General features: G+C 35.1%; 24 protein-coding genes. 1 reads left to right on the forward strand and 23 read right to left on the reverse strand.

The window, feature by feature from the left end; translation table 11 throughout:
* Positions 1-235: 235 nt before the first annotated feature.
* From spoVG to metG, 12 genes are all read right to left on the reverse strand, one after another.
* Positions 236-535, reverse strand: a complete 300-nt coding sequence (spoVG, locus tag TX86_RS25385) for a septation regulator SpoVG (RefSeq protein WP_042353267.1) — start codon at positions 533-535, stop codon at positions 236-238.
* Positions 536-813: 278 nt separating this feature from the next.
* Entirely contained in the window at positions 814-1,188 is a 375-nt protein-coding gene (locus TX86_RS25390; protein ID WP_042353269.1) for a RidA family protein, read from the reverse strand.
* Positions 1,189-1,212: 24 nt separating this feature from the next.
* Complete coding sequence (gene purR / locus TX86_RS25395; RefSeq protein WP_042353270.1) at positions 1,213-2,037, reverse strand: pur operon repressor; 825 nt, start codon at positions 2,035-2,037, stop codon at positions 1,213-1,215.
* A 57-nt stretch (positions 2,038-2,094) separates the two neighbouring features.
* Positions 2,095-2,964 (reverse strand): 4-(cytidine 5'-diphospho)-2-C-methyl-D-erythritol kinase, encoded by an 870-nt coding sequence (gene ispE / locus TX86_RS25400; protein ID WP_042353271.1) that lies wholly within the window; start codon positions 2,962-2,964, stop codon positions 2,095-2,097.
* Positions 2,965-3,260: 296 nt separating this feature from the next.
* Entirely contained in the window at positions 3,261-3,437 is a 177-nt protein-coding gene (locus TX86_RS25405) for a small, acid-soluble spore protein, alpha/beta type (protein WP_042353272.1), read from the reverse strand.
* A 174-nt stretch (positions 3,438-3,611) separates the two neighbouring features.
* On the reverse strand, positions 3,612-3,881 hold the full coding sequence (gene veg / locus TX86_RS25410) for a biofilm formation stimulator Veg (RefSeq protein ID WP_042353274.1): 270 nt from the start codon (positions 3,879-3,881) through the stop codon (positions 3,612-3,614).
* A 330-nt stretch (positions 3,882-4,211) separates the two neighbouring features.
* On the reverse strand, positions 4,212-5,093 hold the full coding sequence (yabG, locus tag TX86_RS25415) for a sporulation peptidase YabG (protein ID WP_042353277.1): 882 nt from the start codon (positions 5,091-5,093) through the stop codon (positions 4,212-4,214).
* A gap of 106 nt (positions 5,094-5,199) precedes the next feature.
* Entirely contained in the window at positions 5,200-6,081 is an 882-nt protein-coding gene (rsmA, locus tag TX86_RS25420) for a 16S rRNA (adenine(1518)-N(6)/adenine(1519)-N(6))-dimethyltransferase RsmA (protein WP_042353278.1), read from the reverse strand.
* Positions 6,074-6,634, reverse strand: coding sequence for a ribonuclease M5 (gene rnmV, locus TX86_RS25425; RefSeq protein ID WP_042353279.1), 561 nt, complete (start codon positions 6,632-6,634; stop codon positions 6,074-6,076). The genes rsmA and rnmV overlap by 8 nt, the downstream gene beginning before the upstream one ends.
* Before the next feature lie 138 nt (positions 6,635-6,772).
* Positions 6,773-7,912: a ubiquitin-like domain-containing protein gene (locus tag TX86_RS25430; protein WP_042353307.1), complete on the reverse strand. Its 1,140-nt coding sequence runs from the start codon at positions 7,910-7,912 to the stop codon at positions 6,773-6,775.
* Between the two features lie 275 nt (positions 7,913-8,187).
* Positions 8,188-8,955, reverse strand: coding sequence for a TatD family hydrolase (locus TX86_RS25435; protein WP_042353280.1), 768 nt, complete (start codon positions 8,953-8,955; stop codon positions 8,188-8,190).
* A gap of 358 nt (positions 8,956-9,313) precedes the next feature.
* Positions 9,314-11,302, reverse strand: coding sequence for a methionine--tRNA ligase (metG, locus tag TX86_RS25440; protein ID WP_268258277.1), 1,989 nt, complete (start codon positions 11,300-11,302; stop codon positions 9,314-9,316).
* A 613-nt stretch (positions 11,303-11,915) separates the two neighbouring features.
* Here metG and abrB point away from each other — a divergent pair.
* Positions 11,916-12,206: a transition state genes transcriptional regulator AbrB gene (gene abrB, locus TX86_RS25450; RefSeq protein WP_195892952.1), complete on the forward strand. Its 291-nt coding sequence runs from the start codon at positions 11,916-11,918 to the stop codon at positions 12,204-12,206.
* 49 nt (positions 12,207-12,255) lie between these two features.
* Here abrB and rsmI read toward each other — a convergent pair whose 3' ends face one another.
* From rsmI to TX86_RS25505, 11 genes are all read right to left on the reverse strand, one after another.
* Positions 12,256-13,131 (reverse strand): 16S rRNA (cytidine(1402)-2'-O)-methyltransferase, encoded by an 876-nt coding sequence (gene rsmI, locus TX86_RS25455; protein WP_042353287.1) that lies wholly within the window; start codon positions 13,129-13,131, stop codon positions 12,256-12,258.
* A gap of 34 nt (positions 13,132-13,165) precedes the next feature.
* Positions 13,166-13,444, reverse strand: coding sequence for a GIY-YIG nuclease family protein (locus TX86_RS25460; protein WP_042353288.1), 279 nt, complete (start codon positions 13,442-13,444; stop codon positions 13,166-13,168).
* Complete coding sequence (locus tag TX86_RS25465) at positions 13,434-14,168, reverse strand: tRNA1(Val) (adenine(37)-N6)-methyltransferase (RefSeq protein WP_042353290.1); 735 nt, start codon at positions 14,166-14,168, stop codon at positions 13,434-13,436. The genes TX86_RS25460 and TX86_RS25465 overlap by 11 nt, the downstream gene beginning before the upstream one ends.
* A 113-nt stretch (positions 14,169-14,281) precedes the next feature.
* Positions 14,282-14,650 carry a DNA replication initiation control protein YabA gene (yabA, locus tag TX86_RS25470; RefSeq protein WP_042353291.1) on the reverse strand — a complete coding sequence of 123 codons (369 nt, stop codon included), beginning with the start codon at positions 14,648-14,650 and terminating at the stop codon, positions 14,282-14,284.
* A gap of 12 nt (positions 14,651-14,662) precedes the next feature.
* Complete coding sequence (locus tag TX86_RS25475; RefSeq protein ID WP_042353293.1) at positions 14,663-15,493, reverse strand: PSP1 domain-containing protein; 831 nt, start codon at positions 15,491-15,493, stop codon at positions 14,663-14,665.
* Positions 15,486-16,493 carry a DNA polymerase III subunit delta' gene (gene holB / locus TX86_RS25480; RefSeq protein WP_042353295.1) on the reverse strand — a complete coding sequence of 336 codons (1,008 nt, stop codon included), beginning with the start codon at positions 16,491-16,493 and terminating at the stop codon, positions 15,486-15,488. The genes TX86_RS25475 and holB overlap by 8 nt, the downstream gene beginning before the upstream one ends.
* A gap of 14 nt (positions 16,494-16,507) precedes the next feature.
* A complete protein-coding gene (locus tag TX86_RS25485) occupies positions 16,508-16,948 on the reverse strand; it encodes a YaaR family protein (RefSeq protein ID WP_042353296.1) in 441 nt (146 codons plus the stop codon).
* A 21-nt stretch (positions 16,949-16,969) separates the two neighbouring features.
* Positions 16,970-17,299 carry a cyclic di-AMP receptor DarA gene (darA, locus tag TX86_RS25490; RefSeq protein ID WP_042353298.1) on the reverse strand — a complete coding sequence of 110 codons (330 nt, stop codon included), beginning with the start codon at positions 17,297-17,299 and terminating at the stop codon, positions 16,970-16,972.
* A gap of 100 nt (positions 17,300-17,399) precedes the next feature.
* A complete protein-coding gene (gene tmk, locus TX86_RS25495) occupies positions 17,400-18,044 on the reverse strand; it encodes a dTMP kinase (protein ID WP_042353300.1) in 645 nt (214 codons plus the stop codon).
* A gap of 58 nt (positions 18,045-18,102) precedes the next feature.
* The gene (locus TX86_RS25500) at positions 18,103-19,551 is read right to left on the reverse strand and encodes an aminotransferase class I/II-fold pyridoxal phosphate-dependent enzyme (RefSeq protein WP_042353301.1); all 1,449 of its coding nucleotides are present in this window, start codon (positions 19,549-19,551) and stop codon (positions 18,103-18,105) included.
* A 104-nt stretch (positions 19,552-19,655) separates the two neighbouring features.
* Complete coding sequence (locus tag TX86_RS25505) at positions 19,656-19,850, reverse strand: sigma factor G inhibitor Gin (protein ID WP_042353302.1); 195 nt, start codon at positions 19,848-19,850, stop codon at positions 19,656-19,658.
* Positions 19,851-19,973: the final 123 nt, after the last annotated feature.

The raw sequence follows: 19,973 nt of genomic DNA on the forward strand, positions 1-19,973 counted from the left end.
TAAAGAGAATTTAAACAATTCAATCACAGTTTAATAGTAACAGATTTTCACCTTTTTGTATAAAGTGAACCATTGAACTTATAATTTCCGTTCAAATAAAATAGTATAAGTAACTAGCGTTCCGACTAGAAGAACACTGTGTTTAGATAAAATGCCAGAAACTTTTAAACACAGAAAAAAGAGCCTTACTTAAGAAGTAAGTGCTCTTGTTGCTTGTTCGGTTAATAGATTTGAATTAAGCGCCTGCTTCTTCTAACTCCACTTCTTCTAACCCTTCAACCTCACCAAGACGATGATACTCTGTTAAAACAGCATCCTGAATTTTTCCTCGAGTGGATGAATTAATTGGGTGAGCAATATCACGGAATTCTCCGTCTGGAGTTCGTTTGCTCGGCATCGCTACAAATAAACCATTATTACCATCAATCACACGAATATCATGAATAACAAACTCATTGTCCAAAGTAATGGATGCGATTGCTCTCATACGGCCATCCGTGTTAACGCGGCGTAATCTTACGTCAGTTACTTCCATCGTGTTCACCACCTTCAATTAATAAAAACTTATGCTAAATTAAATTCAACAAAAATATTCATAATCCTTCTAAACTTGAAAAAATTTTCAATATTTTTTCAATTTAATAGAAAAATAAATAAAATAGGCCAAAAACAGTAAGATTTTACATGTTTTTTTAGACATGTAACACATTTTGTTATTTGTTTATTATAAATTTTCAGTATATTTATATCACAAAAAAGGTGAGCATTACATATGTAAATACTCACCTTTTTTTCGTGATGTTACATAGTTCTTTATTTAACTAGCGCTATTACTTCAATTTCTAATAATACATCCTTAGGTAAACGTGCTACCTCTACACATGATCTTGCTGGTTTATGTTCAACAAAATATTGACCGTATATTTCATTTATTGCTGCAAAATCATCCATATTTTTAATGAAAACTGTTGCTTTTACAACAGTATCAAATGAAGCGTTTGCAGCTTCTAATACAGCTTGTAAATTTTTAAACACTTGATGTGTTTGGTCTTGGACGCTACCCTCTACTAATGTCCCCTCTGCCGTCAAAGGTATTTGACCTGAGCTATAGAACATATTATTCACAACAATTCCTTGAGAATATGGACCAATTGCCGCCGGAGCGTCTGGTGTAAATACAACTTTCATAAAAAATTCCTCCCTTATTTCCCTTTAATTCGTCATGTTAAAGTAATTTCCCTGCGCTACATGTATCTTTTTTTCTTTAACATCTACTTCTGCTAGCTTTAATAAAGAAAGATAATTGTCTACTAAGCGCTCTTCCGTATCTTCCGATTCAATCAAGACCGCAACCCCCGATACAGTAGCATCAAACTCTTCCAATAAGCTAATCATACCATTTAACGTGCCTCCCGCTTTCATAAAGTCATCCACAACAAGCACCTTTGATCCTACCTCTAGACTTCTCTTCGATAACAGCATCGTTTGAATGCGTTTCGATGAACCAGAAATATAATTAATGCTAACCGTTGGGCCTTCCGTTACTTTATTATCGCGTCGTACAATAACGACAGGAACGTTTAAATGACTTGCTACAGCATAAGCAATAGGAATTCCCTTTGTTGCCATCGTCATGATGACATCTACTTGCTTATCAGCGTAAGCAGAAGCTATCAAACGACCTACTTTGTCCATCATATGTGGGTTACCTAAAATATCATTCATATATAAATAACCACCAGGTAATAGGCGGTCTGGTTTTGTCATAATTCCGCACAATTCTTCAATGAATTGAACCGCTTCTTCCTTATTTGCTCTTACAATATATTTCACTCCTCCAGCCGCTCCTGGAACAGTCATTAATAATCCAATACCACGTTGTTCAAACGTTTCTTTTATAATCGTTAAATCTTCACTTATTGAAGACTTAGCTGAACCGTATCTTTCTGCAAAAAAAGTAAGCGGAACAAGTTGATTTGGATTTTCTAATAAATAATTTGTCATATCCACAAGTCGTTCACTTCTACGAAACTTCAACGTCAACCCTCCTTAAATCCGAATATTATTATAATTATAGTAACTTAATATACGTGTTTATTCAAGAGTAGACTGTTCGCCTAACAATCTAACAGCATGAACTTGTTCACAAAAGCCACGTAATCCGTTATATACTCTATGCATTCTAGAATCATACTCAACCAATCCAAATACCGTTGGACCACTACCACTCATTAATACCGCATCTGCACCGAATTTTTTCATTTGCTTCTTAATATTCGATACTTCTGGATACAGAGACAGAGTAACTTGTTCTAATACATTTCCTACATTCTTACATACCATTTGATAATCATTATGAGCTATAGCATCTACCATGCTGGAGATGTCAGGATGCTTTACCTCTTTAATATCCAATCTTTTATAAATATCTGCAGTTGAAACCCCCATTACTGGTTTAGCAAGAACCACCCAACATTTAGGTGGGCTTGTTAGATGCTTAATTTTTTCTCCTCTTCCTGTTGCAAGTGCCGTTCCTCCGTACACACAAAAAGAAACATCTGAACCGATTTCTGAGCCAATCTCAGCTAATTCGTCTAAACTTAAACCTAACTGCCAAAGTTTATTTAATCCTCTTAATGTAGCCGCTGCATCACTACTTCCTCCAGCTAACCCAGCTGCTACAGGAATATTCTTTTCAATCGTGATGCCAACGCCTTTTTTTATATGATAACGTCTTTTCAATAATGCCGCCGCTTGATAGGCTAAATTCCTTTCATCATCCGGCACATAGCGATTATGTGAAAAGATTTTAATTTCATCTTCATTCTTTTCTTCCAACTCTATACGATCAGCAAGATCAACAGTAGTCATGATCATTTCTACTTCATGATATTGATCTGGCCTTTTATAAAGCACATCAAGAGCAAGGTTAATTTTAGCTGGTGCTTTCTCCATTAACTTCACAACAATCCACCTACTTTACGTTCTTAAAAAGTTCTTGTCCTATTTTACCATATCTATTTTTTACGCGTGCATTTTTTAAAGTTGTTCTAAAAAAGAACAAATCTCTAACAAAATAGAACGTTCATTATCTCTTGTATAGAGTTATATCCAATAATATATATAATCTAATCTTTTTACGCGCAAATATGTAAGTGAGTCTTGGCAAAAAAGGTGTTCCACATGTGGAACACCTTAAGTATTGTCAGCATGATTTTATTATGAGCATGACTTTACACGAAACTTTTTTAGAACGAATGTTAGAGATCTTTGCCAGCCAGATTACTTTGAGCAATCTCAATTGCTCGTTTCACCATATTACCCGCATCACGAGCTCGAATACCTCCCCAGCCTTCCTTTTGGACAACATCGTAGAACCCAAGCTCTTTTGCAATCTCTTCTTTAAGTCGATCTGACATAATTCCTTTTCTAGCCATTTGTTAACCACTCCTTTATTCATGCTGCAACAATGATAGTATGTGCATTTTTACGAAAAACCGTCACTCATCCTTTTTAATGGATGAATTTTCTTTTTTAATATAACGTTCATTTAAATCGGTCAAAGGCTAAACATACTTTCTTAGAGCATAAAAAAGACAGTAAACAAAAGTTTACTGTCCGCTTAAAGCTACCTGTCCTGCTGTTTCGTCAAAGAAGGTTAACTGTACAGTTTCTGTAAGAACATCTGCATAACTGTAGGAGACTCTTTCGAATGCATTCTCATCTTGATCAAGCTCAATAACGAATACAGAAGGATAAGTTTCTGCTAGCGTTCCAAAACGCTCCACTGTCTTTCTTCTACCGCCATTTGCTTTTAAAACTAACCTCTTTCCAAGATTGGAATCCAAGGCTTTCTTAATATCAGCTAAAGTTTTTGGCATTTTCGGTCCACCTCACTAAGTGTAGTATATCACATATTGGGACAAACCGTCAAACAAAATATAAAATTATATCAATTTATATTTTTACTTGTCAATGGTTTTAACCAATAAATTTCTATTTCTTAATACATTTTTATTTTAACCATTTTATTGGTAATTATGTAAATAAGAAAAATCATCACTGGTCTTTTTGGATTGATGTTTATGCTCCTTGATTTTCACCCAATCCTAAAAGAGCTATGCGGCAGAAATAAGCCAGTCTATTTCAGAGCATAGCAGGTGTAAGGTTAGACACTGTAAAAAAAGCTGCCTCAAAATGAGACAGCTTCCTTATACTTCTTCTTCCATTGATTTATATGGCATACCCGTCCGTAGCACACCCTTTGTTTCAATGCCACCAATTCCCTTTTCACCCGTTAACGTATTCCGTAATACATCCCAAACATGAATACGTTCCATGAAAGGCGTAAAACTAATTTTAGCTACAATATACACAGGATCAAGTGCATGAATATTAACGCGAGAAGGAGAACTTGCAAAATTTGCTCCAGCTGCAATTAATGATTCAAAATGAGATTGACACGCTCCAGCAAAAATGACAAGTTGATCAAGCTGTGGAATTTTCTTGCGAGCTTCTCGTACGGTTTGAACAAAATGCCACGAATGACGGTATGCATTAATATCAATCATTTTACCTTTAGACTTTGAATAAGAGTCGTGTCCTGTTACAACTAGAATATCAGGTCGATACATTTCTAGCAGTTCCGTAATACGGCTAGGCATCTCTTTTTCATTACAATAAAGACCCTTTACAGGTATGCCGATTTTTTCATACACGTCCATACATTTTTTCAAATAAGAAGGGTCCCCGTCTAAATGCAATACCTTTCCCGGTATCTGGAAATAATCGCCTTGTTGTCTATAACCATCACTCACCTCAAAACGCCTTTTTTGATCAAGTAGCTCGCGGTCTTGAGAGAAAAGCTGTAAAGAATGGCGAACCATTTCTTCATTCTTTTGCTTCCGCGCACTTCTTTCACTCTCATTGACTTTTACTAAATCATCCAAAGGAGCATGAGCAACAAGTCGAATATCTTCACCATAAAGAATGGCAATCGTTTTTCCATTCTCTTCTTTTATTTGAATAACACGAAATAATACGTCACAGCCATAGCTGACACGTCCTACAATATCATGAATCCCTATACTCATCGTTTTCACCTCTGACAAAGATTTCGTTACTTTGCCACTTTCGCCTTCTTCATAACCTATGCATTCAGCGATAAAGATGTGAAGTGTCCCAATGAGCTAACGGCTATCATTTAAAATCCGCTACTAATTCATCACTTAAACGCCCGAACTCTTCAATGGATAACGTTTCTCCACGACGTTTCGGATCAATATTAGCGCGTTCAAGTGCTGCTAAAATTAACTCTTTCTTTTCTTTACCGTTTTTCAATTGACTTGTTAAATTGTTTTGCAATGTTTTTCGTCTTTGAGCAAAGCTTGCTCTCGTCACAGTGAAGAAGAAGTCTTCGTCTTTTACTTCTACTAGAGGTTTCTCTCTTTTGGTTAATCGAATAACAGCTGAATCTACATTTGGTTGAGGAATAAATACCGTTTTTGGCACAATCATAACTGTTTCAGCTTCTGTGTAATATTGAATAGCAATCGATAAAGAACCATATTCCTTCGTACCAGGCTTCGCGGAAATACGATCAGCTACTTCTTTTTGTAACATACAAACGATACCTCTAATCGGTAGCTTTTCCTCTAATAGCTTCATAATAATTGGTGTCGTAACATAGTAAGGCAGATTGGCTACTACCATTAAATCATCAATACCTTGGAATTCTTGTTCAATAACGCTCCCAACATCTGCTTTTAGCACGTCATTATGAATCACCTTTACATGTTCATAAGGAGAAAGTGTATCTTGTAAGATTGGTAATAAGCGTTGGTCGATTTCAAATGCTACAACTCGCTTACTACTCTTCGCTAATTGTTCTGTTAACGCACCAATTCCCGGACCAATTTCGATTGCTCCGCTTTTCTCCTGGTCTAAACCTGCAAAATCAATAATACGATGTAATATATTCGTATCAATTAAAAAGTTTTGACCTAAGCTTTTCTTAAAAGAAAAACCGTATTTCTCTAAAATCATTTTCGTTCGAATGGGAGTAGCAATATCTTTATGCATCGTGTTCCTCCTGAATTATTTCTCTCATTGCTTGTATAAAGTCTTCTTTTGGTATTTGAAACATATTCAGCCTATTATAAAGCTGTTTTCCGTTTGTATAACCGATTCTTAATTTAATACCTAGTTTTTCTCTTCGGGCTTTTGAACCCGCACCGCCTATTAAACCACAATCCATAAGATCTTGTGGAGAAATTTCTTCTTGAAATATTTCTTTTAATACTTGTGCCTCTTTAAGAGCTAGTCGAATGGCCTCAGTCGAAGCATGTTCTACACCTATACCTCTCCCATTCTTCGGTCTAGCTTCTGCCTTTGGAAGAAAGGCATGCTTACATCCTGGTACCTTTGATGAAACAATATTACGTATACGCTCACCTGGATAATCAGGGTCTGTAAAAATGATGACGCCTCTTTTTTCTTGCGCTAAACGAACTTGTTCAATTACAGCGTCTCCAATAGAAGATCCATTTGTTTCAATTGTATCTGCATCAAGGGCTCTTTTTATAGCCGTTGTATCATCTTTTCCCTCTACCACAATAATTTCTTTAATTTTCATTTTTCCTCCGAAATAGTGAAACTTTTTATCTGTTTATACGTCTAATAAATAAAGTATCTTTATTATTATACTCCTTCTTATAAAATTAACAAAAAAAGCAGAGGAATTCTCCCCCGCTTTAATACAAAGTATCTTTTATCATAAAATACGTATTTTGACTTGTTTCCGTCCCCACTGGTAAGCGCGTGATTTGCTGGAGAAGAAAATGTCAATCTTATTACCTTTAATAGCCCCACCCGTATCTGCAGCAATAGCATAACCGTAGCCTTCCACATATACTTTTGTACCTAGTGGAATAACACTTGGATCTACTGCAATGATTTTTGCGTTAGGATTGTTACGTAAATCAAATCCTGTTGCTGTTAAACCGGAGCATCCATTACAAAAGGCTGTATAAGCTGTAGCGGTTACGGTTAATTCACGTCCACCCGTCGCTTCACCTCTTGAAACTGTATCATTAATGACTTTTGTACCAACAGCCACAACTTTATCTTGTGATGCACGCACAACTTTTGTAGCCTTTAATGATTTTTTAACTTCTTTACCATTTTCCTTGATGATTTCATATTGATTAGATACTAAGCCTTCTTTCCCTTCTGTAACAACTTTTTCGTTACCTCTTGGAAGACTGCTATCTTTTTGAGATATTACTTTATATTTCACTGGTTCTTCCACTACATCGGTGACCTTTTGGACTCTAACAACATTCACAACGCTATTCGGTTTTATCTGTGTCTCTAGCGATGGTTCAACACGGTCTAATGGTTGCATATTGATCCCTTGCTGCTTTAAAAAGTCAGCGACCGTAGCCGAAGTTGACCAAACCTGTGTAGGCTTTCCTCCATCTACCACTTGTAATGGAAAAGCACGTTCAATAGAAACGTCCATATCATTTTTTATTGTGGTATCAAGTGATGAAGAAACTTTATCTTCATTTCTCAACTGTATCTTTTGCTCTTCTAAAAATTCACCAACTGTATCTTTTGTTGTCCATATTGCTTTTTTAACACTACCGTCTATAACCGTTATTTCTTTTGCAGGCTTCCATGTTACCTCGGTTTTATCCGTAATTTTGGTATCACCTGCTGGATATAAATAATCATTCTTTGAAACGGAAATCTTTAAATTTTGTAATAAGTCCTGGATCGTAGATGCATGAGTAGTTACAACTTGCTCTTTACCATCTAACGTAAGTGCAACGGTTTTCTTTGTACCTTGATATAACAAGATACCGGTAGCTGCTAAAAATACTATGAAACTAGTAATGTAAATAGCCATTGTCCTTCGTTTAAAAGGTTTGGCAAAACTTTTTTTCAATGTTTTTATCACGATGAAAAAAGCCCTCCTTCCTCTCCGGTGATTATATAGACTTCAAATCCTACTGTCAAATAACTGTGCTAACTTACCATAGTTCATTATTATGCATAGACTCTATTACTTTGAAAAGAGTGGCTTATCGACAAACGTATTTCTAAGTTCCGCTTTTTTTGTTGAAATCTTCAGAATGCAATTGCCAAAAGACAGCCACTCTTACTATTCGACACGATATTTTATCAGTTTATGCCGAATAATTTTTTTGCATTTTCTGTAGTAATATTCGCAATTTCTTCGAAAGAAAGGTTCTTTAATTCTGCAATCTGTTCTGCTACTAGCTTAACATAGCCTGGTTCATTTCTTTTTCCACGGAATGGGTGTGGCGTTAAGTATGGACAATCCGTTTCCACTAATAGTCGATCTAACGGAATTTGAGCTGCCACTTCTTTTACATTTTTAGCGTTTTTAAAAGTAACTGGGCCACCAAAGGAAATATAAAAGTTCATCTTGATGCATTCTTTCGCTATTTCTGCGCTACCGCTGAAACAATGCATAATGCCTCCTACTTCCTCAGCTCCTTCTTCTTTTAAGATGTTCATAATATCTTGCGTTGCCTCACGATTATGAATGATAATGGGAAGTTTCACACGTTTTGCCAACGCAATCTGCTTTCTAAATACTTCCTTTTGAATTTCCTTTGGAGACTTATCCCAATGATAATCCAATCCCATTTCACCGAGAGCCACAACTTTCGGATGCGCAGCTAACTCTTCTATCCAAACAAGATCGTCCTCAGTCATATCAATAGCATCTACTGGGTGCCACCCTACACTTGCGTAAATAAAAGAATATGATTCAGCTAATTCCATAGCCTTCGTAATAGTGGGCTTATCAAAACCAACTACCACAATCTTTGAAACACCTTCAGCTTGTGCTCGTTCAATAACTGCTTCTAAATCTTCTTCATATTGTTCTGCGTTTAAATGTGCGTGTGTATCAAAAAGCATTTAAAATCTTCCTCTCTAGCATCTAGTTTATTATGAAATACAGATTTCATGTCTCACATTTAGGTAACAATTTGATTACAAAACTAGGTCATTTGTATTACTTAACGTATTAAAAGGACCTTTTTTATACAAATCCATACACCAAATTACCCTTTTTAGATATAAGGATATATCTTTTCGACTATAAAAGAGCAAGTACAACTCTATCGAATCAACATACTGCTTTTATTTAGTTATACCATCAAAAATCAATCTAGCTCGTTTTAATAGAACAGCCTTTATAATAGAACATGAATTTCAAAAAGGAATGTTTCACGTGAAACATTCCTTTTCGAAATACTTTGTTACATAAGAATTATTACTTTACTTTCGCACCATTTGGTAATGCTTCAGCTACAGAAGCAAGCGCTAGCTTGCCATCTTCACTTCCAGCTAAAATCATACCTTGGGATAATTCTCCTCTTAATTTCACAGGTTTTAAGTTCGTTACACAAATAACCTTTCTTCCAACTAACTCTTCTGGCTTGTAAAATTGTGCAATACCAGAAATTACTTGGCGCTTTTCAAAACCTAAATCAAGTTGTAGTTTAAGAAGCTTATCTGCTTTTTTTACAGGTTCAGCTTGAATGACCTCAGCTACTCGTAAATCTACTTTCATAAAGTCATCAATCGTTATTTCGTCCGCTAATTCGATCTTTTTTTCTTCCTTCGGCTCTTCTTTTGCAGGAGCAGAACCTTGCATTTTTTCTTTGATAAATTCAACTTCTTTTTCAATTTCTAAGCGCGGGAAAATAGGTTCACCTTTATTTACTTTCGTACCTTCAGGAATTACACCAAATTTAGCTAAACTATCCCATGACTGTAAAGCTTCATCTTGGATATTAAGTTGAGCAAAGATTTTTTCAGGTGTTTGTGTTAAGAATGGTTTTAAAAGAATAGCCGTTCTTCTTAAAGATTCGGCTAAATGAGCCATAACACTTCCTAATTCGTCATTTTTCTCTTCTTTCGCTAATACCCATGGTGCTGTTTCATCAATAAATTTATTCGTGCGACTAACTAATTGCCAAATGCTTGATAGTGCCACTGAGAATTCCATTGATTCCATTGCTTCTTCATATTTTACAACTGTTTCTTTACTTGTTTTAAGAAGCTGTTCTTCAAATTCACTAGTAGAACCTGTATATTGTGGAATTTCACCGCCGAAATATTTTTGGACCATCGCCACTGTACGATTTAATAAATTACCTAAGTCATTCGCTAAATCAAAGTTAATTCTCTCCACAAAGCCTTCTGGTGTAAACACGCCGTCTGAACCAAATGGTACTTCACGAAGTAAATAGTAACGTAATGCGTCTAATCCATACTGATCAATTAATGTTACTGGATCAACAACATTACCCTTAGATTTCGACATTTTTCCATCTTTCATTAGTAACCAGCCATGAGCGAATACTTTCTTTGGAAGTGGTAAATCAAGAGCCATTAACATAATTGGCCAATAAATCGTATGGAAACGAACAATCTCTTTTCCAACAAGGTGCACATCAGCCGGCCAATATTTCTCAAACTTACTTTGGTCATCTGTACCATAACCAAGGGCTGTAATATAGTTTGTTAGTGCATCTATCCAAACATAGATAACATGCTTTGGATTTTCTGGCACTTTAATACCCCAATCAAATGTAGTTCTAGAAACCGCTAAATCCTCTAAACCTGGTTTAATAAAGTTATTAATCATTTCATTCTTACGTGATTCAGGTTGGATAAACTCTGGATTTTCTTCGTAGAATTGTAATAAACGATCTGCATACTTACTCATTCTAAAGAAATACGATTCTTCTTTTACTTTTTCAACAGAACGACCGCAGTCTGGGCAATTCCCATTGCTTTCTTCTACTTGACGATCAGTAAAGAATGATTCACATGGTGTACAATACCAGCCTTCATATTGGTCTAAGTAAATATCTCCTTGATCTACTAAGCGTTGAAAGATTTTTGCTACCACTTCTTTATGACGATCCTCCGTTGTACGAATGAAATCATCATATGAAATATCAAGCTTCTTCCATAAGTCTTTGATGCCGCTAACGATATTATCGACATATGCTTGTGGCGTAATACCATCTTCAGCAGCTTTACGTTGAATTTTTTGTCCATGCTCATCTGTTCCAGTTAAGTACATAACATCAAATCCACGCATACGCTTATATCGCGCCATTGCGTCACCAGCAACTGTCGTATAAGCATGTCCAATATGTAATTTTCCACTTGGATAATAAATCGGTGTTGTTATAAAAAATGGTTTTTGATTCTTCATTTTTTCCTCCTGCTTAACATAAAATTTTATCTTTAAATTAGGCGTTGAACCTATCTTATGAATTATAGTAACCCATCTATTCAGTAGTGCTATAAACGGTGCCGTCAAGTATTTTTCTACATAAAAACGCTTCTTCCATTATAGCAAGAAAACGAAACAATTCATCCATAAAAAGATTGTAACTCTCTACAAATTACATTTAGAGCATTTATAATGACAGCATTACCTTTTCATTCTATAATTTATACCTTGAATGGTGAAAGTTTACATAATTAACAATTAAGTTAGAATTTTTGCGATATTTTAAACAAAATAGTATAATTATTACTGAAATACAAAAAAATGTATTTTTTCTCCGATTACTTCTCCAATATCACCAAAAAGATTTTGTCGAACTCTGTCGAAGATTGCACTTTTCCGTTGTGAAATTCCAAAAATTTTTTTCGGTATTTTTTAAAAAATATTATTTGAAAGTTCCAAAAAACCTTGGTATAGCGGTTTTTGTTTGGGTTTTAAAGGATTATAACAAAAAGATTGACGTATATGGGAATGGCTGGTATTATTAAAGCATTATAAGAACTTTGTCGAATAATGACGAAAATTGTTTAAATTTGATCCATTCAAAATACTATAAGAGGGGCGTATACATATGAAATCTACAGGTATTGTCCGTAAAGTTGATGAGCTTGGCCGAGTTGTTATTCCTATCGAACTTCGTCGTACTTTAGGAATCGCTGAAAAGGATGCACTAGAAATCTATGTTGATGACGAACGCATTATTTTAAAGAAATACAAACCAAACATGACTTGCCAAATCACTGGTGAAGTTTCAGACAATAATTTATCACTAGCTGATGGTAAATTGATTTTAAGTAAAGAAGGCGCTGAGCAACTTCTTAAAGAAATTCATGATTACCTTGAGCCAGTAAAATAAGTTTAGACCAAAAACAGGTTATCTAAATAGATAACCTGTTTTTTTATGATTATTCCACATGATACGCATGATAAATATCACGTTTATTTGCATCGCGATCTTTTGCTACTTGTTTTATCGCTTCTTTGCTTTGCATGCCTTTTTCCTCAATATAGACATTAACATGCTCGATAATCGTTAGCTCGTCCCACCATTGTTCCACAACAGCAACATCTGCTTCACTACCACCTTCAATAATTAAGCAAAACTCACCTCGAATTTCATTAGCCTCAGCCCATTGAAGAGCGCCTTCTATATCGCCTCTTATAAATTCTTCAAATTTCTTGGTCAATTCTCGGCAAAGCACAATTTTACGATTACCTAATATCTTCAACATAGCTTGTAATGACTCTTTTAAACGATGAGGAGATTCATATAGAATGAATGTCGATGTAATCGACTTTAATTTTTCTAACTCTTTCTTTTTATTTTTAGAGCCTCTTTCTAGAAATCCATAAAAATAAAATGGTTGTGGAGCTAATCCTGAAGCAATTAGTGCTGTTAGAGCTGCATTCGCACCTGGTAATGGAATAACAGTAATTTTCTCAGCTAGTGCTTCTTGCACAAGCTCATATCCTGGGTCAGAAATAGTTGGCATCCCCGCATCACTTACTAATGCTACCGTTTGCCCTGCTTGTAATCGCTCTACAACCAGCTTACCGCTACTCATTTTATTATGTTCATGATAACTAATAATAGGTGTATCTATTTCAAAATAGTTACATAGCTTCTTTGTATTTCTCGTATCTTCTGCCGCAATTACATCCGCTTCTTTTAAGATACGAATTGCACGGAAGCTCATGTCCTCTAAATTACCAATGGGAGTTGGCACTAAATATAACGCAGGTTCTATTCCTTCTTTTGCAAAGCTATGTTGTTGCCACATACCAACTTCGCCTCCTATATAATATATGACCTTCTTACTCTTCAGAGGAAGAAGGTCCTTTTGTATTTGTTTTTATTTGTAGTTCTTTTTGCACTCTAGATAATTGTTTAAAACGGTATTCCGCTTTCATTGCTGCTTCTTTTGTCTCAAAACGTTCTGTATATATTAATGTAACAGGTGTTCTTCCACGTGTATACTTTGCACCTTTTCCACTATTATGGGTTTTTATGCGTTCTTCTAAACGATTAGTATAGCCCGTATAATATGTACCATCACTACATTCTAGTACATACATATAATGGTTATTCTCCATATAACATCTTTCTTGCTTCAGCTGTATACTCATTATTTTCATCATATACAGTAAATGGTGGGAGGATTTTCAAATCAGGATTTCCATCCTTAATTCCCTCAATTAATAATGTATTAGCTTCTTTACCTCTCATCGGATGTACAAACTGAATTCTTTTTGGCTCAATACGGTATTTCCTCATTAATGTCAGTATATCCATTAGCCTTCCTGGTCGATGAACAAAAGCAGCTTTTCCACCTTGTTTTAATAGTTGGCTACTTGTTTGAATTACATCTTCTAAATTACAAAGAATTTCATGTCGTGCAATCGCAAAATGTTCGTTTTTATTGATTTCTTCAACCGATGGTGTTGGAAAGTAAGGAGGATTACATGTTACAACATCATATTTAGAATAACCGATTTCCTTAGGTATTCCTTTTAAATCTCGATGCATCATTTCTAACTGATCACTTAACTGGTTATACTCAATACTTCGAATAGCCATATCATATAAACGTTCTTGAATTTCAACTCCGACTATTTTTCCACGTGTCCGCGTACTAAGTAGGAGAGGAATAACACCATTACCAGAACAAAGGTCAACGAGCTGACCTTTCACAATTGGCACAGTTACAAATCGTGCTAATAATACGGCATCAAGAGAAAATGAAAACACAGAAGGGCTTTGAATAATTCGCAACTCTTCTGCAAGAAGATAGTCTAATCTTTCATCTGCTTTTAACATATTTTTAACGTGCACCTCATTTATAAAATAGTAGCTATATAGCCTACTTTCAAATCTTACTTTTCTCTCTTATTTTTAGCATAAAAAAACCTTCCATGTGAAGGGAAGGCTCATTATTTTTTATTTAAGAAAGATAAACAAAATAGGCAATCGCCTTCTTTACGAGGGCTTCCAAAATGTAAATTACAAATGTGGAAACCTTCTTGATATAATCTAGCAAGATTGTCATAACCTTCGCCAATATCGAAGCCTTTTTGCTCTTTCGTTTCTTGTTTAACTTTTTTCTTTGGAATATCATCTTGTTTCTTCTTCTGAACTTGTTGGTCTAATCGACGTCTTAAATGCTCATTTTCAATCGTAAGCATATTGTTCTCTTCTAAAATCTCAGCAACGTGATGTTTTAATTCCCCAAGTTGCTTGTACAAGTGACCAATTTGTTTCTCCATACTACTAACCGAATCAAAAATTTCTTTTTTCTCCACGTGCTCACCACCTTAGTAATCTGTGGCTTGAATAGAAACGGCTCCCTCATTTAAAATTTCTTCCAATGTGAATTCTAATACTCTTCCATGTTCTACTAGTTCCACTTGAAGTACTCTTTCTAGAATATTAAGCCCCACTACCTTGCCTGTTCCATTCGGAGTTTTTACCATCTCTCCAAGATCAGGAAGCTGTTCTTTTGCAGTTTCATATTCATCATTCTCATATTTCAAACAACACATTAATCTACCACAAAGCCCTGAAATTTTCGTAGGGTTTAATGATAGATTTTGATCTTTTGCCATCTTAATAGATACTGGTTCAAAATCACCTAAGTAAGTCGAACAACAAAGCATTCTTCCACAAGGACCAATACCACCAAGCATCTTCGCTTCATCACGTACCCCTATTTGTCGTAATTCTATTCGAGTTCTGAAGATAGCAGCTAAATCTTTCACAAGTTCTCGAAAATCTACTCTACCATCCGCTGTAAAATAAAAGATTACTTTATTTCGGTCAAACGTATATTCAACATCAATTAGCTTCATATCTAATTCATGCTCTTCTACTTTTTGACCACAAACTTCGTAAGCTTCTGTAGCCGCTTTTTTATTCTCATCAACAATTAGTCGATCTTTCGCGTCAGCTATTCGCAGCACTTTCTTTAATGGTAGCACAACATCATGTTCTTCTACTTGTTTCCGAGCAATAACTACTCTTCCGAATTCCACACCACGTGCTGTCTCTACTATGACAAACTCATCCTTTGGAATATCGAAATCGCCCGGATCGAAGTAGTATATTTTACCCGCTTTTTTAAAGCGGACTCCTACTACATCATACAAAGGATGATCCCTCCTGCAAATTCAACACTAACTGCTCCATAACTAGCTGTGGATTTGTATTGGACATCAGCCTTCTCTTCGCCTCCAGAATCGCTTCCATATAAGTAGCTAGCATTCTTTGACTATGATGAAGGGCTGACTTCTCAAGTTCTAATTTCATATTTTGAAACACCATAGAATCTTTCTGGTCCAACTGAATATATAATAAATCTTTGTATATAAGAAGTAATAAATCTAACCCACGGTCAATCTGTTCCTTATCTTTAAAGTGATCCAACCACTCTTCTTGAAGGTACAATAATCCCTTCATATAGTTTTGGTTCAACACTTCATATAATTTTAACACTTTTCGCTGAGCTTGTGCAAACCAATCGTCAAAACTTATTGCTCTAGCTTCTTCAAAGTGATTCGTCAAATGACTAGCGATTGCAGCAGTCTGTATATCAACACCTTCTTCTACTAATCGGTTCTTTATTTGCTCTGAAGATAGAGGTTGAAATGTAATCATCTGACATCTCGATACAATTGTCGGTAGAATTCGTTGTGACTGCTCAGTTATGAGAATAGCAGTTGTTTCAGATAGAGGTTCTTCTAAAAATTTCAGTAAACTATTAGCAGCCTGTACTGTCATTTTTTCAGCAGCTTCAATAATATATACCTTACGTTCTGATTCAACGCTCTTCTTTGAAAATTCATCTTGCAATAGATGAATTTGATCTTTCTTAATTGATAAGCCATCTGGCTCAATAAGATGTACATCTGGATGGTTTCCACTTGAAATTCTTCGACAGTTTGCACAGTGATTGCAAGGTTGATTGTTTTCATCTAGTTGTTCACAATACAAGCTTTTAGCTAATAGAATACTTGCTTCTTTCTTTCCTGTACCACGTTCACCTTCGAAAAGATACGCATGAGCCACTCGCTTTTTAGCAAGACTGTTTGAAAGCATCTGACATACGAGTGGCTGTATTTCCTTTAGCTCATTCCAAGTATTTATCATGTCTTATTCCTACCTTAAGTATATAAATTAATAAGCAGCCCTTTAATTTCGCCAATTTGACCAAGAATCGTTATCGAATCTTTTTCTTTATTGATTACTTGATCCGTTAATTCAACTAACTTTTCATCTATTGTATTAACGGTCTTTAGCTTTCTAGTTTGTCCATATTGGTTCCAACTTTGCGATTGTTTCAATTCCATTCCGAAATTGACTGCTTCTTTAACAAATTTTTTAACTAACGTTTTGTATTTTGCTAAATCCTTAAATGTACGAGAACGTTCAAGTCGCTCTCCTGCTCCTTCAATACTAACTAACAGCTTATTTAGCGCTTCAAATTGCATCTTTTGATCTTGCTTATGAACGACAGCGGAAAAGCGAACATTTCCAGGAGTTGAAGACTTTGGTTCTTTAGGAACTTTATCTAACTTAACAGGAATATCTTGATTAATCTTCATGCATACACCTCTTATATATCATTAAAATTGGTGAAACTGCTCAACTGGTAGAACAAATACAGTTGCGCCTCCAACTTTTACATCAACAGGGTATGGTACATACGAATCTGCATTACCACCCATTGGAGAAATTGGTGCAACAAGCTGCTCTCGAGATTGACAGTTTTCTTCTATTATTTGTAAACATTTATTCACACGAATTTCTTCTGTACCAATCATAAAAGTTGTGTTCCCTGATTTAAGAAAACCGCCTGTTGTTGCGAGCTTTGTTACCCGAAAATTATGTTCTACTAAAGCTGTTGATAATTTATGACTATCCTTATCTTGAACTACAGCAATAATCATTTTCATGGTTAACATCTCCTTTTCACTGTTCTCGCTTTTTATATACTTCTATTATAGCAATGATTGAAAAAGTTTTCTTATTTTTCCTATATTATAATTTATTACCTTATAATACATTTCGTTTATGGATAAAATGCTTCACTACTTTTAATGTTTGATCAAGTACTTTACTAATATCGTCTGAAGCATCAATTACTTTAATTCGCTCTGGAAAACGATCTACCAACAGATGATAGCCTTCTCGAACTTTATGGTGAAAAGACAAATTCTCCATATCTAAACGGTTTACTTCACGATCATCATTTTTATGAATTCGTTGTAAACCTTCTTCAGGCTCAATATCAAAGTATAATGTCAAATCAGGCATTGTATCATCAATAGCAAACTTGTTAATACGATACACTTCATCGATACCCAATCCACGTGCATGTCCCTGATAGGCTAATGAACTGTCAATAAATCGATCACATAAAACAATTTCACCTTCACTTAGAGCTGGTTCTACTTTCTCAACTAAATGTTGTCTCCTAGAAGCCGCATATAATAAAGCCTCTGTTCGTTCGTCCATCGTCGTATTATCTTTATTTAATACTACTTCTCTTATTTGTTCAGATATAGAAATGCCACCTGGCTCCCTCGTCAATAAAAGAGAGTAACCTTCTTGCTGTAATTTTTCGTGTAATAGACCAAGAATTGTGGACTTACCTGCTCCTTCTGGTCCTTCAACTGTAATAAAAATCCCGCGTTTCATGGATGTACCTCCAATAATCATGTCTAATCTTAAGTATACAATATTTATTCACTGTTTTTTATACATATACAATGATATTGCGTTCATCTAGGCAACTACTACTATGAAATTTTGTACCTGACTGAATCATTTGTTCTAGATTGGCGATTTTCTTTTTAGTAATTTTCTCGCCTTTCATCATATACGGTATACCGGGAGGATATGGAACAATCGTTTCAGCTATAATGCAATCGATTGCTTGGAAAAAAGGTACGCTCTTTGTTTCCCTATTCAACATTTCCTCAAAGGATAGCTCTAACTCTGTAAGCTCCTCTACTTCATCTAACATAGTAGGACGAACTTGCTTCTCTTTATTAATTTTCTTTAACAGTGATACAGCATCCTTCATACCTGAAACTATTCTGTCATATGAGAAAGTCTGTCCAACCTTTAGGATTGGTAAAACTAACAAAACGTTTTTCATATCTGCTAATTCACTGTATATACCGTATCTTTGTAGAGCAGATTGTAATTGATGACCAGTATACGCATCATCTATTTGAACAGTTACTTTCAAAATATCATATGAATTCTTTTTATGTTGTAATACTCGTATTCCACTAATCTCATTTAATTCTCTCTTAAATTCTTCAATTGTTGTCTTCGTGTACAGCAAGTCTTCATCAGTTAATGTACCTAAATAAGAACGAGCCAAATCAAGCGACGCCATAATAGGATAAGAAGGACTACTAGATTGCAGCATTTGAAGATACATTTCAACATGTCTATAATTGTTCACGGCATGGTTTACATGTAAGTATGAACCCATCGTCATAGCAGGCAACGTTTTATGTGCTGATTGAACAACATAATCAGCTCCATATGCTAAACTGCTTTTAAGAAATGGTTCACGTCCAATAAAGTGAGCTCCATGCGCCTCATCAACAAGCACTGTTACATGATTTTTATGTGCTAATGAAATAATAGCCTCTATATTATCGCCTATTCCATAATAACTAGGATAAGTAAGAATAATAGCTTTTGTTTTCGGATAAGCTTGTAGTGCTTTCTGAACAGTGCTTACAGATATTCCCTCAGCCGTTCCCCACTCTTCATTTATATTAGTTCGTAAAAAGATAGGAGTAGCTTTAGCCAATGTCAAGGCATGTAATACTGATTTATGACAGTTTCTTTGTACAAGTACAATATCTCCTTCTCTGCAATTCCCTAAAATCATCGCCAAATTTCCACATGTAGAGCCATTTACAAGAAAATAGCTTTTTTGTGCATTATACAATTGAGCCAGAAGTTGCTGAGCTTCTAAAATAGCTCCTTCAGGGGCATGTAAATCATCTAGCCCTTCTACTTCGGTTGCGTCTATTTGTAATAATTGCTGAAAGATAAGCTTTCCCTTTTCTTGAAAAACAGTACCATTCTTATGGCCTGGTACATGACAAGATATAGGATTTTCATTACGATATGCTTCTAACGCATCATATAAAGGTGTTTGTTTATGTATATGTTTCATTGATGATCATCCTTTTTATTTTTCATTTTATTTAGTGTATCAAATAATAATCATCTTAGTTCAAAAACATAAAATAAGAGCTCCACAAACGGAACTCTTAGGATTTATTTTTCTGATTTATTAACTTTTCGTAGCTGTTGTAAATAATATTTATATTTAGGATCAGAAGTTTCGGTCTTTATAATTTCTTCCTCACAAGAGCGACATACAAAAGATGCATAAAGGTAAATTCCTTCACTTTTTAATTCTTCACATACTATACACGTTTCCTCTATAGGTACTTTAGCTGCTGCATCCATTTCTCCACCTCCATGTTCCTATTATTCCCGCAATCTATTTTTGTATACAACTTTCTAAATAAACATAATTTAATTAAGTGTATGTATGATATCAACGTTTCGTGTATGTCTATATAAGAACGC

Origin of the sequence: Bacillus massiliigorillae, assembly GCF_000380245.2 — a bacterium.
GTDB lineage: Bacteria > Bacillota > Bacilli > Bacillales > DSM-1321 > Bacillus_AD > Bacillus_AD massiliigorillae.